We start from the raw sequence: 15,281 nt of genomic DNA, 5'->3' as shown, positions 1-15,281 counted from the left end.
CTTCATTGGTTGGTTGACCAGCATCTGCATATGCCGCATTGTTGTACCCGATTTCCCCGATGTGTTATAGTACAAAGCGGTAGAGTTGTTTTGAAGAATGCTAGACAAGAGAAGCGCGAATGAGCAGAAACGTAGTGCAATTGCAGATAGAGAAGGAAATCAACCAGATTGGCGATGGAGGCGTAAAATCATGATCGAACGTCGAAGTAGGCAGAAGATGAAATCAAAGAATAAACGCAAGAAAATCGCATGGATTGTGCTCATAATCCTGTTGGTGGCGGGAGCAGGGGGATATTTGTTCCGCAAACCGCTTGCTGTGATGGCCTTTGACTTGTTCTTGTCAGGCAAAGTCGAGGAGACGTTGGAACGCTCGTATTCCCCGCTGGAAGGGGAAGAGACCCGTCCGGTGGAGCCGGCGGAAGAGAAGATGAAGCCGTTCAGCACCCTGCTGCTGGGCGTGGATCAACGGAATAACGAGCCTGCCCGTTCCGATACGATGATCTATGCGGTGGTGCGCCCGGAGGATGCCAAGGTGTTGTTGATTTCTATTCCGCGCGATACCTACACCGAGATCGTTGGCAAGGGTGATGAAGACAAGATTAATCATGCGTATGCTTTTGGCGGGGAGAAGATGGCTAAGGATACGGTGGAGAATTTCATCGGCTATCCGGTTGATTACTATGCGGCTGTTAACTTCCAAGGGGTGCGTGACATTGTGGACGCGCTGGGCGGCGTAGAGCTGCCGATTACCAAGGATATCGTGAATAAACAAGCGGATCATGAGAAGTTTACGATTAAGGCGAATAAACCGTTGTACGACGGTACGGAGGCGCTCAACTTCGTACGTTACCGCGAAGACAGTGATTTTAACCGAACGAAACGGCATCAGGTGTTTCTGAATGCCATGGTTAATCGGATGTTAAAGCTGAACCAAGTGACAAAAATCCCTGAATTAATCAACCTGATGGGTGATAATTTTAAGACCGACCTGCCGCCTAGCCAAATTATCGAATTGTCCAAGAAGGTCCTGTTGGGAGATGCTTCTCCGCAAATTAGCGGCTTTACGATTATGGGCGAAGGCATGCGGATCAATGGGGTTTATTATGATAAAGCGAATGAAGAGGATGTCGATTTCGCCAAAGAGATGATCGACAACTGGCTAAACCCGGATACGGAGGCATCCGATTTGATTCTGCCGGAATCCCGTGATGCGGAGAAGGCGGATACGGAGCAAAACGGCGATCAAGGAACGGCGGCAAACACGAGCAAGAATGAGTGATCGTGGGGCATCATACCTTAGATTATAGTGTTAATATACCCTGATTTCAGACCTCGGCAGTCCGGTGTTCCGGCTGCCGCTTTCATGCCGCCGGCTCTGGAACAACTTCGGTTTCGAAACGTATCCATTAGGGGAGTCTGAATGAAAGGATGAGGAGGATTTCGTTCTCATGAATATAGCGTTTTTTCTACTTCCGAAAAATGACGTGGTCACCATGACGCTGGATTCCACGTTACGGCAGACGCTGGAGCGCATGGAGTATCACCGTTATACGGCCGTGCCAATCATCGATCACGATGGGGTGTACGTCGGTACGGTAACGGAAGGCGATTTGTTATGGCACATGAAAAATTCGAACGGCAAGATTAATTTTGAGACCGCTTCAAAGTTTCTCCTGAAGGACGTGCCGCTGAAGATGGACATCAAGCCGGTGCGGATTGATGCCGACATGGAGGATTTGATTAATCTTGCGAAGGTGCAGAACTTCGTACCGGTCGTCGATGACCGGTGCCGGTTTATTGGGATCGTGCGGCGCAGTCAGATCATCGAATATTGCGAGAAGTTCGTGACCCGCAATACGGCACAAACCCAATAAATCCTAAAGGTTTGCGTCTTTTGTGGCGTTTGCTATATGCTATAATGAAGAATAAAGCTTTTTTCGGGGAGGGTCGAAGCTGTCCGCGATGCAAAGGGAAATGGATGTAGCCAAACGTGCCAAAGTGATTGAATGGCTCAAAACGGAAGTAGTCGATCACGTATCCCGTTTGTTTAAAGCATTATGGGAAGGCAGCACGACACGGGTAACGGACAGTCTTGCCAGCCTGATCGTCAGCAGTTATATTTTGGGGCGGAGACTAGGTGTTTCCTATCGGGATATGGATGACAGCATCTTGGAGAAACTGAGAAAACATAAGCAGGAGGGTCACCAGCTCGAGGATTGGTATCAAGATATTTCTACCCTGGAAGAACATATGTCTAAGAGGTGAACCCATTTGAAGTTACGCTGGACATCGGTGGCCTGGAGCGCCGCATATTTGCTGCTTCTGTTGTCACTTGCAACTCCGCTGACCGTGATCACGATGTTTTTTCTGATCGTGCCGGGCATTTTGCTGTATACGACCTTGTCAACAAGAGTGTTTCTTGTGCACGTGGCGGCGGTCTGGCTGGCGGTTGCGTTGATCTTCGGCCCGCTGATCTTGCTGCAGGCCGTCTATTTTATCATTCCTTCGATCGTGATGGGCTATTTATATAAGAAAAGAAGCCCGGCGTTCCGCACGGTCATGGCGGGAGCCGGCACCATTTTGCTGGAATTTTTGCTGGTTCTGCTGATCAGCACAGTCTTCTTCGACTTTAATCTGGCTAACGCGATTGAGGACCTGGTGAATGCGGCCATGGCTCCGTTCACGAATGTCGCCGATAGCTCGCTGACCGGCACCATTGTCTGGTCGCCGGAGATGAGCCAGCAATTCTCCAGCCTGACGGTGCGGATGATTCCCTTTACGATGATCGTCTGCTCGTTGCTTATGGCTGCGGTAGCCCATGCGATCTCCCGGCCTACGTTGTCCAGCTTGGGTCATGCGGTGCCGAAGCTGCCGCCGATCCGCGATTGGCGGCTGCCGCGTTCGCTGATTTGGTACTATTTGATCGGCGTGTTGCTGCAGTGGTTTGGCGGAGACGCGGTAAGCCAAGGATTCCTGGGCACGATTGTGCTGAATCTGATGCCGCTGCTGCAATTTCTCTTTATGGTGCAAACGGCAAGCTTCTTCTTCTTTGCCGCCTATCATCGCAAGTGGAATCCGGTGATTCCGATTCTGCTCATTGTAGCGCTGTTGTTTATTCCGCCGCTTCGAATCGTGGGGATTTTGGACATTGCATTCCCGCTGCGGGATATGATTACGAGACCAAGACGATAGGGTGAGAAGGCATGCCAAATGTTTTGCAAAAACGTTGGTACGGTTACCAGACCGTATGGATGTTCATGCTTCAGTTGCTGCTCGTCATCTTCGTCTCCTACTTCAACTGGATTTTGGGGCTGGTGAGCTTATGCCTCGTGGGTGTGCTGACCTACAGCATGCTGCGGGCGGAGCGGCAGTTCCGCCAAGAGCTGATTCGATACGTGACCGATTTAAACTACCGGATCAAGCGGGTGGAAGGTGAGGCGATCAGTAAGCTTCCGTTTGGTTTGATCCTGTACAGCGAAGAACGGACGGTCGAATGGCATAATCATTTCGTGGCTGGCATGTACGGCAAAGATTCCGTCGTGGGCCAGCCGCTGTCCGAGCTGCTGCCGCAGCTCCCCTTGCCAAGCCGCGACAAGAAGGATGGGGCGGGCGCTCGGACGACGGTCGAAGTGATGGTTGGGGATCGTTACTATGAGCTTACCATCGATGCGAACGAGCGGATTATTTATCTCCATGACATGACGGAGCTGGCGGTGCTGCGCAGACGGTATGAAGACGAACGGGCCGCGCTGGGCATCGTGCTGCTGGACAATCTGGATGAAGCCACCCAGGGCATGGACGACCAGCAGCGGACCGCCTTGATCGCCCGCGTGGCGACGGCGATTACGGAATGGGCCAAACAGTACCGCGTGTACCTGCGGCGACTGTCCTCCGAGCGATATCTGATGATTCTGAATCAGAAATCGCTGGACGAACTCGAGCAGAGCCGGTTCGTCATTCTGGACGAGGTCCGCGAAATGACCGCGGACCTGAAGGTGCCGATTACGCTCAGCATCGGCCTCGCTTTTGGCGCCGAGCGCTTCAGTGAGCTGGGCGAACTCGCCCAGTCCAGCTTGGATATGGCGCTCGGCCGCGGGGGCGACCAGGCCGCTGTCAAGGCCGGTCAGCGGCTCTCTTTCTATGGCGGCAAATCCGGCGCCATAGAGAAGCGGACGCGCGTCCGCGCCCGCGTCATCGCGCATGCTTTGCGCGATTTGATGCAGGAGAGCGACCGCGTCATCATCATGGGCCATCGCGTACCGGACCTCGACGTGATTGGCGCCTCCATCGGCGTGCTGAAGGCCGCCGATATGTACAAGGTCGAGGCCCACATCGTGCTGGATGGCCCGAACCCGGCGATTGAGCGCCTGATGGAGCGCATCAACAAAGAAGAAGCCTTGCTCCGGCGGTTTATCTCGCCGGAGCAGGCCATGCATTTGATGACCGAGCACACGCTGCTCGTGCTCGTCGATACGCATAAGGCTTCCATGACGATGGAGCCTCGGCTCGTTGAAGAAGCGAGCCGCGTCGTCATCGTGGACCACCACCGCCGCGGCGAGGAATTTGTGACCGATGCGGTGCTCGTCTATCTGGAGCCTTATGCTTCCTCGGCCTGCGAGCTCGTCACCGAGCTGCTGCAGTACATTCACGAGAAGGTGGAGCTCAGTCCGCTTGAAGCAACGACGCTGCTTGCGGGCATCACCGTCGATACGAAGCATTTCGCGCTCCATACCGGCTCGCGGACGTTTGAAGCCGCAGCCTTCCTCCGCCGAAACGGGGCGGACACGGTGATGGTACAGCGATTGCTGAAGGAAGATCTGCAGGAGTACATCGCCAAGGCCGATATCATCAAGCATGCCCGCATGATCCATGGGCATATCGCCTTGGCGGTGACGGAGCCCAACCGCAAGATTCCACAGCTGTTGATCGCGCAAGTCGCCGATACGCTGCTGAATATGACGGGCGTCCTGGCGTCCTTTGTCATCAGCGAGCGGCCGGACGGCTTAATTGGAATCAGCGCCCGGTCGCTGGGGAGCATGAACGTGCAGGTGGTCATGGAGCGGCTGGGCGGCGGCGGACATTTGACGAATGCGGCTGTTCAATTGGAAGGAACCCAGGCGGAAGCGGAGAAGAAGCTGCTCGCCGTCCTGGATGAAATAGAGAAGGAAGAGGGGTTGTTCGAATGAAAGTGATCTTTTTGCAAGATGTTAAAGGTCAAGGGAAAAAGGGAGAAATCAAAAACGTCTCCGAAGGGTATGCACAAAACTTCCTGATTCCGCGCGGGCTGGTGCGTCCGGCAACCGAAGGTAATGTGAAGACGCTGGAGCAGCAAACGGCTGCGGAGCAGAAGCGGAAACAGAAGGAGAAGGAAGATGCGATCCAGCTTGGCAAGAAGCTGGAGGAGATGACCGTGCAGCTGAAAGCGAAAGCCGGTGAAGGCGGCCGTCTGTTTGGTGCGATTACGAGCAAGCAGGTTGCCGAAGCGCTGGAGAAGGCCGGCGTGAAGCTGGATAAGCGCAAAATCGAAATGCATGATCCGATCCGGACGCTGGGTGTGACGCAAGTGCCGGTGAAGCTGCATCCCGAAGTGAAGTCGACGTTGAAGGTTCAAGTGACGGAGGAATAAGATGAGCGGCGATCTGTTTTTTGACCGGATCCCCCCGCAAAATCTAGAAGCTGAGCAGGCGGTACTCGGGGCAGTGCTGCTGCAATCGGAAGCACTCATTACCGCGATGGAGCGGGTGCGGACCGAGGATTTTTACGATAAGCCTCATCAATTAATCTTTGAAGCGATGGTTCAACTCGGCGAGGAAGGCAAGCCGATCGACCTCGTGACGTTAACCGCCAAGCTGAAGGACCGCGGTGAGCTGGAGGAAATCGGAGGCGTCAGCTATTTGGCCAAGCTGGCCCATGCCGTGCCGACGGCGGCCAACGTGGATTATTACGCGCGGATCATCGAAGAGAAATCGATGCTGCGGCGCTTGATCCGCACGGCAACGCAAATCGTCAGCGACGGTTATGCCGGCGGCGAAGACGTGGCCGACATGCTGAGCGATGCCGAGCGGCGCATTTTGGAGATTTCCAACCGCCGTTCGGGCAGCGGGTTTATCCCCATTCGCGATGTACTGATGGAAGTGTTCGAGCGTGTGGAGACGTTGCATCAGAACCGCGGGACGACCACCGGGATTCCTTCCGGGTTCGTTGATTTGGACCGAATGACGGCGGGCTTCCAGCGCAGTGACTTGATTATCGTTGCGGCGCGGCCTTCCGTAGGTAAAACGGCGTTTGCTCTGAACATTGCACAAAATGTGGCGGTACGCGCCAAAGAAACCGTGGCGATCTTCAGTCTGGAGATGTCCGCGGCCCAGTTGGTGCAGCGGATGATCTGCGCCGAAGCGAACCTCGACGCCAGCGTGATGCGGACCGGGGATTTCAAGAGCGATGATGATTGGGCAAAGCTAACGATGGGCATTGCCGCCTTGTCGGAAGCGGAGATTTATATCGACGATACCCCGGGGGTGACCGTGGCCGATATCCGGGCGAAATGCCGCCGCCTCAAGAAGGAACGCGGCCTAGGCATGATCGTGATCGACTACCTGCAGCTGATCCAAGGCCGGGGCAAGCCCGGCGAGAACCGGCAGCAGGAGGTCTCGGAAATCTCCCGGACGCTTAAGCAGATCGGGCGGGAGCTCGAAGTGCCGGTAATCGCCTTGTCCCAGTTAAGCCGGGGCGTCGAGCAGCGGCAGGACAAGCGTCCGATGATGTCTGACCTTCGGGAATCGGGTTCCATCGAGCAGGACGCGGATATCGTGGCGTTTTTATACCGGGACGATTATTACAACCAAGAGACAGAAAAGAAGAACATCATCGAGATTATCATTGCCAAACAGCGGAACGGCCCGGTTGGGACCGTTGAGTTGGTGTTCTTGAAGAACTTTAACAAGTTCGCCAATTATGAGCGGGCGCATGCGGATGCGTTTGCTGGCTAGCTTTAGCTGAATACAGGAATTAAGGACTGACGATATGCGTCAGTCCTTTTTTAAGATATCAGAAAGTATAAACTTCGGGGCATTAGCATCCTGATATCGCAAGAAAAACTTCCGCTAAACGCGGTCTGTCTACTTTGAATGTACGTCGATAGACGTTTTTTTTATGTTTTTTAATAGAAATCGAAGCCCTCGATCATCGTCCCGTTCTCATTTGTGGGACAATTATGGGGCATTCTAGGACATCAAACCAGAAATCTTAACAATTTTCGACACATTCCATATCATGGAATATATGCCTGAGACTTATCTGTACGCGTTAAGGAATGTCTGTATAATTTAGAACTGTAAGGAAATGAAAATTGCGGAAAGAGGGTGTAATTATAAGTTTCAACTCACTGATCGGTCAAGCTTCTTGGGGCTCGTAATCCAGTAGAAAAATAAAAATGGGGGAGAGGATGGAGATGGAAATGAACGGCAAGCCAGATGTGCGGGATTGGTTCCCAAGTGAAGACGGAAATCCGGCACAGCGGAAGCGAATGTTAGATCTGATCGAACAACTGGTTCGCGGCGTGGATGAGTTGAAGGATCCCGATGGCGTTAACCTGAAAGGGGAGAAACGGCGGGATGCCAATTTTTACGGCCGGCTGGCGGCGGAAAGCGTGATCCCCAAAGAAGGTGCTCCGATGGAAAATGTCAACGAGGAGTTGCTCAAGCTGCTGCACGGCCATCCCTATCATACGAAATACTTTTTTACGAATATTTTGCCCATGGCTTCAATTCCCGGCATGCTTGGGACGCTGACGGCCATGTTGGTGAATGGGAATAACCTATGGGATGTTTATGGGCCAGCCGGCGCCGAGGCAGAGGTTCGGGTCATCGCCATGATGTCCAAGCTGGTCGGCTACGATGCTGAAACCAGCGGGGGATATACCACGTGGGGCGGGCAGGGGGCCGTCTTTTCCGGCCTGCGTATTGCGATCGCCAAAGCAGCACCGAATGCGATGAAGCAGGGGGTTCCCAACAACCTGTTCGCGTTCTGTTCCGAGGCAGCTCATTACAGCTTGCTCAAGTCGGTGGAAGCCACCGGGCTCGGCAGCGATCGACTGGTGAAGGTCAAAACCTTACCCGACAGCTCCATGGATATTGCCGATTTGAAACGGAAACTGGAGACGGTCGCCCGAATGGGAGGCGTGCCGGTATATATCGTAGCTACGACAGGAACGACGGATGCCATTGGGATTGACGATATCAGCCAAATTCGTGCCGCCGCGGAGGAAAACGCGGAACGGTTTGGTTTGCCATGCCCGCATATCCATGCGGATTCTGCCCTTGGCGGTTTCTTTGCCTTCTTTAATGACTACGATATGGAACAAAATCCGCTGGGGTTCAGTGAAGGCGTTCTCGCCATGCTGGAGCCGATCCGGCGTAAAATGCAGATGCTCTCGCTCGCGGATTCCCTGTGCTTTGATTTTCAGAAGCTGGGCCAGGCTCCGTATGTCTCCAGTTTGTTCCTCTTGAAAAATGCGGCCGATCTCAAGCTCATGGATCTGGATGCGGAGGATACGCCGTACGTAGGTCACCGGGGATATGGCGAATACCATACCGGCTATACGTTGGAATGCTCCCGTATGGCAAGTTCGATCAGCATGTACAGCTTGTTGCTGTCCTTTGGTACAGAAGGGTATCAGCGCTTGTTGGGGCAGTTCCTGGAAGTAAACCGGGTGTTCCGCGAGCAGCTGACAGCAGAAATTCCGCAGGCAGACATTGCGAATCCAGACAATCCGGGCATCTCTACGCTGATTCGCATCTATTTGCCGGGAAGCCCGAGGTTTGCCGACGAAATCGAGGGGACGTGCTCCGCACGGGAGATCGAGCGCAGCAACCAGCTTAACGAGCGGTTGTTCGAGAAACTGGGGGAACGTCGCGACCGGATGTTCTTTGGTGATACGAAGAAACATCTGTTGGTGGGCTCGTCCGAAGGGCGGGAGATTCCGCTGTACGTGAGCAAATTTTTCGTGATTTCGCCGCATACCCGGCCGGAGCATGTGCATGAAGTCGTGCAGTATTTGAAGGAATGCATAACTGAGGTATGTGAAGCATCTGGCGTACCGGCAGTGAACTAAGCAATGACCTAAACAATGACCGCAACATATTAATCAATCCAGGAGATGAACTCGCAGTGAAAGATAAAATAAAACGTTTACTGTTCGGACATATCTCTTCAAAGATCATGTTAGGTACGACAGGTTTGCTCCTGATCGCGGTGCTTTGCTTCATCGGGCTGCTCACCATCGTGAATTCCACGCTGAGCGGCAAGCTGAAGAACGAGCTGGATCACCGGCTGGAGAGCAATATCCGCATCGTACAAAGCGAATTGGAGCGGATTGAAGGCAATAAGCTGGAAATCGACGGCATCGATAGCCCGCTGTATCAAGAAACCCGTGAAGCGATGGACCGGCTGAAGGAATTATACAATTTGGAGAACGTGTATATTTTGTCCAATGACGGCGGCACGGAGCGTATCATCGCTTTGTCTGACACCGAAGGCGACTATAATATGGAGTATCCGTTCTCCGAAGAAATGAAGCAGGCCATTGCACACGATCAAAAAACGATCAGCAGCATTTATAAAGATGAGTTTGGCGTACATAAATCGATATTTGTTCCATTAAAAAATGCAAACGGTACGACCACAGGGCTGCTGGGGATCGATCTTGATGCCTCTGTCATCCCGGAAACCGCCTCTGCGGTGCTGCGGTACAGCACCGTGATCACCATTCTCGTTCTCGTCATCGGCTTGCTGTTCGCTTATCTGCTGGGCCGAACGATTGCGAAGCCGATCAAAACACTGGTGCATGTGACGGAACGTTTGGCGACCGGCGATTTGACCCAGGAGATCGAAATTCGCAGCCGCGATGAGGTCGGCCGGCTCGCTGAGGCGTTTGGGAAGATGAGCGGCAATATGAAACAGTTGATCGGACATATCTCCGCGTCGTCCCTCGAGGTATCGGGGACCAGCGCCCAGTTGATGCAAGTCGCCAAAGAATCCAGCGAAAGCGCGCAGCAGGTGGCGGTTTCGATGAACAATATGAGCGAAGGCATTAACGAAGTTGTGGAATCGATCGCTCACAGCTCGGCGTCGGTGCAGGAAATCCAACAACAACTAAACGGCGTCGTCACCGATGTCAACACGATGCAGTCGATCGCCGAGAAGGTCAGCAAGCAATCGTCCGAGGGGCAAACCATGGTGGATGAGACGCTGCGTCACATGAATAAGATCGAACAGGTGATGCAACACTCGGAAACGATGGCAGGACAGCTGGAGGAGCACTCACGGGAGATTGGCGAAGTGATCAACATGATCACGGAGATCGCTCAGCAGACGAATCTGCTGGCGCTGAATGCCTCCATTGAAGCGGCACGGGTCGGTGAATTGGGCCGCGGCTTTGCCGTGGTCGCCGGCGAAGTCCGCAAGCTGGCCGAACAATCGGCTGTAGCCGCCTCGTCGATTACCGAACTGGTCGCCGGGACGCAGGAAAATAGCCGGCTCGTTATCGAAAGCATCGGCGAAGGCAGCCGGGCGATCGAAGAGGGCCAGGAATGGATGAGCAAGACGCATCAAAATTTCCGGGAGATCTTCCAAGGCATCAGCGATTTCTCGGCCCGGACCGATCAACTGCTGCAGTCGCTGCTGCTGGTGGAAAACTCCTATCAAAGCATTTCCGCCTCGGTGCAGCAAATTTCCGGCGTGACGCAGGAGCAGGCTGCTTCTTCTGAGGAAGTCGCTGCAGCGTCCGAACAACAAAGCGCAGCCATGCAGGAAATCGCGGGGGCGATTCGTCAGCTCTCGGCATTGTCTGAGAATTTGCAGCAGGCCGTGGCGATCTTTAAATTATAAGCAAGATTCGTGTTTCGTTTAGCTATTGAGGTGCCATTGCCAATCCGGGCTTCGCTTGGATTCGGCGAGGCATCCTCTTTTTTTGGAAACAGTAATTCCGAACATTTGTAAAATTAAACAGAAACATCGTTCGCTTTTCAATTTGACTTTAAAAATGGAGCCTGTTAAACTGGTATTGCTGCGTTAAAGCGATAGATGGTCGGGTTGACGTTAGCGGCGCGTTTGTTAGCGCGTACAATTTGGAGGAAGTGTCGGATCAGCCTAAGGTTGGCGGAAAGCCATCCGCAAGACGAAGGCTGTCTTTTGCAATGTTCAAATACAGGTGCTTGACGCACCAAGCGGGGGAATGTACATGTCAACGGTAGTCGTTGTAGGAACGCAATGGGGAGACGAAGGTAAAGGTAAAATCACGGATTTCTTGGCGGAAAGCGCCGATGTGGTGGCCCGTTATCAAGGCGGTAACAACGCCGGTCACACCATTCTTATCGACGGCAAGAAGTACAAACTCACCTTGATTCCGTCAGGCATCTTTAATCAAAATAAACGTTGTGTCATCGGCAATGGGGTTGTTATCAACCCGGCTGCCCTGATTGATGAAATCAACTACGTGGAAGAGAACGGTTTTAGTACGAAGAATCTCGTGATCAGCGATCGGGCTCATGTGATTTTGCCGTATCATTTGGTCTTGGATAAGTTGGAGGAAGAGCGTAAGGGAGAGAACAAGATCGGAACGACCGGGAAAGGGATCGGGCCGGCATATATGGATAAAGCCTCCCGCAGCGGGATTCGGATCGCTGATTTGATGGATGCCGAGGAGTTTGAAACGAAGCTGCGTCACATCATGAAGGAGAAGAATCATCTGATCGAGACCATTTACGGCGGGCAGCCGCTGGACGTAGAGGAAGTGCTGCAGCAGTATCTGGAATATGCGGAAATCCTGCGTCCGTACGTCGCGGATACGTCGGTGGTTTTGAACGATGCGATCGATGCCGGACAGAAGGTGTTGTTCGAGGGCGCGCAAGGCGTCATGCTCGACATCGACCAAGGGACCTATCCGTTCGTGACATCGTCCAATCCGTCGGCCGGCGGGGTTTGCAACGGCAGCGGCGTAGGACCTACGAAAATTCATCAGATCATCGGGGTGGCGAAAGCGTACACCACCCGTGTCGGCGACGGTCCGTTCCCGACCGAGCTGTTCGACGAAGTGGGCGACATGATTCGTGAGACGGGCCATGAATACGGAACGGTTACCGGGCGTCCGCGCCGGGTAGGCTGGTTCGACAGCGTGGTGGTCCGCCATACGCGCCGCGTCAGCGGCTTGACCGGGCTGTCGCTGAACTCCTTGGACGTGTTGACCGGTCTCAAGACCGTCAAAATCTGCACTGGCTATAAATACCGCGGTGAGATTATCACTCACTATCCGGCTAGTCTCAAGGTGCTTGCTGAATGCGAAGCGGTGTATGAGGAAATGCCAGGTTGGTCGGAGGATATCTCGGGTGCGAAAACGCTGGAGGATCTCCCGGAAACAACCCGGAATTACGTCCGCCGGATCTCGGAATTGACCGGTGTGCCTATCGCGATTTTCTCGGTTGGCCGTAACCGCAGTCAAACCAATCAGGTGTTGCCGATTTACGAATAATCCAATAGGGTAGACGATTCAGACGATCTCTAAGCCGCCGAACGAGCGATGTGTTCATCCTTGGGTAGGCGGTTTCTTTTTCTAGTTTAGCCTCCTAGCTTAGGTTGAAATCTGGTTTTGCCGTCCATACTGAAGGTTGAGAGACTAGATTCTTAGGCAGTAGGAGGAAACAAACGATGAAATGGCTCGGATGGATCTTGAAATTATGCGTAACGATCGTAGCGGTTAGTTTATTAACCGTGGCCACAACGGGATACATCGTCAATTCGTACATCCAATCTTTACTCAGCAGTTATAACCTGCCGATCACCGCACAGACCCCTAGCTTCAGCGGGATCATGAAGGGCATGCTGGGACTAGGCGGTGCCTCAGACCGTACGGATCAGGCGAAAGGTGAAGACGATGTGGTAGACAGCACTGGGGACAAAACGAAGGACGAATTGGCAGATTCGTCTGGCGGTAGCGGGGAGAGCGGCTCCTCCGGGGGGACGGCAACGGAGACGAACGGAACCCCGGCTAGCGGGACAGGTACGGAGGGGAAGGACACCAACGCAACGGATGAAGATGCACCGGAGGATGCTTTGCCGGTGATGGGCGGGATGAGTGCCGGAGAGGCGTTAGGCGAGGATCAGCAGGTGGTGGTGACGCCGGATGATCTCGTGGCCAAGAAGAAGGAGTTGCCTGATCAGCAGAAGGAGGAAATCTTTGCGATTCTCATGAAGAAGCTGCCGCAGGAGGAGATGCAAATGTTGACCGTCGCCCTGGAAGGTGGTTTGACGGAAACGGAAATGATTAACATCGAGCAGGTCCTGTCGAAGCATTTGGATAAAACGGAATACGCCAAGGTCATGGAATTGTTAAAAAAATAATTTGCTTCAATTGCCTGATCCAAAGGGAATGTCAGCGTTAACATTCACAGGATTGTAAATTCAATGAACCGGCCTTTCAGCTGCCAAAACCGTGAGAACCCGCTTGTTAAGCGGGTTGTTTGCTTTTTGACCCAAAGTTGAAAATCTTCGCCCCGCTGTGTTAAAGTTAACAATAGCGACAAAAGGTTAAAATTTTGAAACCATTTCAAGTCGAATCGAGTCGATGGATAAAAGGAGATCGGTATGAAAGGTTTTACGGGAAAACGCTGGCAGCTGTGGCGCGTGAACGCTTCTCGGACGCAAGAGCAACACAGCCGCCCGGAAAACGATTCAGAGATATCCGAACCAGAGAGCGGGCGAAAATGGCGTGATCTTCTTATGCCCCGCAAGCTTGTCTTAGCCGGAGCCGCCGTGGTAGTCATTGCCGGAGTGGTCTATTGGGGAGGGCAGCAATACGTCAAGGCGAATACGGTATCCTATTACCGGGTTTACGTCAGCGGGAAGGAAATTGGCACGATCGCAAGCGAAGCGCAATTACAAGCTCTGATTGAACGCAAGGAGCAGGAATATAAGCAAAAATATCCGGATGTGGAGATGGCGGTGAATACCGAGGGCATCACCATTAAGCCGGAGCAGGCCTACAAAGCCGAAGTGGATGCTGAGTCCACGCTCGACGAGCTGTACGGGATGCTAACCGGCTACGCCAAAGGTGTGGAGCTGAAGGTGGACGGCAAAGTGATCGCCGTGGTGAAGGACCAGGCGGCCGCCCGAGAGGTTCTGGACCGGGTGAAATCGACATATGCACCGGATGTGGCTGCCAGCACGCTGGCCGCCAAAGTGAAACGAACCGGCGGCAGCAAGTCAGCTCAAGTGAAGACGAAGGCTTCCAACGCGACGTTGGAAACGGTGGAAATCGCCGAAGAGGTGAATCAAGGAGAGGTCAAGGCCGATCCGAACAAGGTGCTGAGCCCGGAGGAAGCGGTACGAAAGATCCTTCAAGGGGACGAAGAAGCAATTCAATATGAGGTACAGGAAGGGGATACGATCTCGTCGATCGCGGCCCGTTTTGGTGTGTCTCAGAAGGAGTTGTTTGCGAACAATCCCGGGGTTGAAGAGCTGACGCTGCAAATTGGAACGTTGCTCAACGTGAAGGCGGTGCAGCCGGCCCTAACGGTTCGCACGGTGGAGCATGTGACGGAGGAAATTGTTACTGAACCGCAGGTCATCGTTAAGACGAACGCAAGTATGCGGGCAGGAGAGACTAAAGTGATTTCTCCCGGCTCCAGCGGCCTCAAGACGATGGAGTACCGAATCACGAAGGAAAACGGCATCGTTGTGAATGAAGAGTGGCTGGGACAGGAAGTCACGAAGAAATCTTCGCCAAAGATCGTCGTACGCGGTACGAAGGTCGTGCTGGGCGAGGGCACTGGGCAGTTTGCTTGGCCGGTATCCAGCGCGAAAATGACAAGCAGCTACGGCGAACGTTGGGGACGGACCCACAAAGGCGTCGATTTGGTCTCCTCCAACCGCAGCATTCTGGCTGCCGATGACGGGGTCGTCTCCTTCGTTGGGACGAAATCGGGATACGGCAACTGCATCATCATCGACCACAAGAATGGCTATGAAACGTTGTACGGCCACTTAAGCAAGATCAGCGTGAAGAAAGGTCAAATCGTCGAGAAGGGCGAAAAGATCGGCGTCATGGGCAGCACCGGGCGCTCGACCGGCACGCATTTGCATTTTGAGATCCATAAGAACGGCAGCATTCAGAATCCGTTAAAATATTTATAAGATGCGAGTCCGCCACCCGTAAGGGAGGCGGGCTTTTTTTTGGGACATTGGTCGCCGGCTCCCTTTTTGAGGATTATCCCGTTGCATCAGGAGGT

Annotated in this window: 12 protein-coding genes; all 12 read left to right on the top strand. The window is 53.4% G+C overall.

The window, feature by feature from the left end; genetic code table 11:
• Window positions 1-190 precede the first annotated feature (190 nt).
• On the top strand, window positions 191-1,279 hold the full coding sequence (locus U9M73_RS17565; RefSeq protein WP_009223366.1) for an LCP family protein: 1,089 nt from the start codon (window positions 191-193) through the stop codon (window positions 1,277-1,279).
• 169 nt (window positions 1,280-1,448) lie between these two features.
• Window positions 1,449-1,874, top strand: a complete 426-nt coding sequence (locus U9M73_RS17560; protein ID WP_009223367.1) for a CBS domain-containing protein — start codon at window positions 1,449-1,451, stop codon at window positions 1,872-1,874.
• 88 nt (window positions 1,875-1,962) lie between these two features.
• Entirely contained in the window at window positions 1,963-2,265 is a 303-nt protein-coding gene (locus tag U9M73_RS17555) for a MazG-like family protein (RefSeq protein ID WP_028539295.1), read from the top strand.
• Between the two features lie 6 nt (window positions 2,266-2,271).
• Window positions 2,272-3,192 carry a DUF2232 domain-containing protein gene (locus U9M73_RS17550; RefSeq protein ID WP_009223369.1) on the top strand — a complete coding sequence of 307 codons (921 nt, stop codon included), beginning with the start codon at window positions 2,272-2,274 and terminating at the stop codon, window positions 3,190-3,192.
• An 11-nt stretch (window positions 3,193-3,203) separates the two neighbouring features.
• Window positions 3,204-5,186 (top strand): DHH family phosphoesterase, encoded by a 1,983-nt coding sequence (locus U9M73_RS17545; protein WP_036644078.1) that lies wholly within the window; start codon window positions 3,204-3,206, stop codon window positions 5,184-5,186.
• A complete protein-coding gene (rplI, locus tag U9M73_RS17540) occupies window positions 5,183-5,626 on the top strand; it encodes a 50S ribosomal protein L9 (protein ID WP_323078303.1) in 444 nt (147 codons plus the stop codon). Before U9M73_RS17545 ends, rplI begins: the two co-directional genes overlap by 4 nt.
• Before the next feature lies 1 nt (window position 5,627).
• Window positions 5,628-6,989: a replicative DNA helicase gene (dnaB, locus tag U9M73_RS17535; protein WP_009223372.1), complete on the top strand. Its 1,362-nt coding sequence runs from the start codon at window positions 5,628-5,630 to the stop codon at window positions 6,987-6,989.
• Between the two features lie 461 nt (window positions 6,990-7,450).
• Window positions 7,451-9,112, top strand: a complete 1,662-nt coding sequence (locus tag U9M73_RS17530) for a pyridoxal phosphate-dependent decarboxylase family protein (RefSeq protein ID WP_009223373.1) — start codon at window positions 7,451-7,453, stop codon at window positions 9,110-9,112.
• 107 nt (window positions 9,113-9,219) lie between these two features.
• The gene (locus U9M73_RS17525; RefSeq protein ID WP_050769694.1) at window positions 9,220-10,887 is read left to right on the top strand and encodes a methyl-accepting chemotaxis protein; all 1,668 of its coding nucleotides are present in this window, start codon (window positions 9,220-9,222) and stop codon (window positions 10,885-10,887) included.
• A gap of 352 nt (window positions 10,888-11,239) precedes the next feature.
• Window positions 11,240-12,526, top strand: a complete 1,287-nt coding sequence (locus U9M73_RS17520; protein WP_009223375.1) for an adenylosuccinate synthase — start codon at window positions 11,240-11,242, stop codon at window positions 12,524-12,526.
• A 176-nt stretch (window positions 12,527-12,702) separates the two neighbouring features.
• Window positions 12,703-13,395 (top strand): hypothetical protein, encoded by a 693-nt coding sequence (locus U9M73_RS17515; RefSeq protein WP_260071653.1) that lies wholly within the window; start codon window positions 12,703-12,705, stop codon window positions 13,393-13,395.
• 243 nt (window positions 13,396-13,638) lie between these two features.
• On the top strand, window positions 13,639-15,186 hold the full coding sequence (locus U9M73_RS17510; RefSeq protein ID WP_009223377.1) for a peptidoglycan DD-metalloendopeptidase family protein: 1,548 nt from the start codon (window positions 13,639-13,641) through the stop codon (window positions 15,184-15,186).
• The last annotated feature ends 95 nt before the right edge of the window (window positions 15,187-15,281 follow it).

The sequence above is a fragment of the Paenibacillus phoenicis genome, from assembly GCF_034718895.1.
Classification (GTDB): Bacteria; Bacillota; Bacilli; order Paenibacillales; family Paenibacillaceae; genus Fontibacillus; species Fontibacillus phoenicis.
The sequence above is the reverse complement of the archived record's forward strand: the minus strand, read 5'-3'. Positions and strand labels throughout refer to the sequence as shown.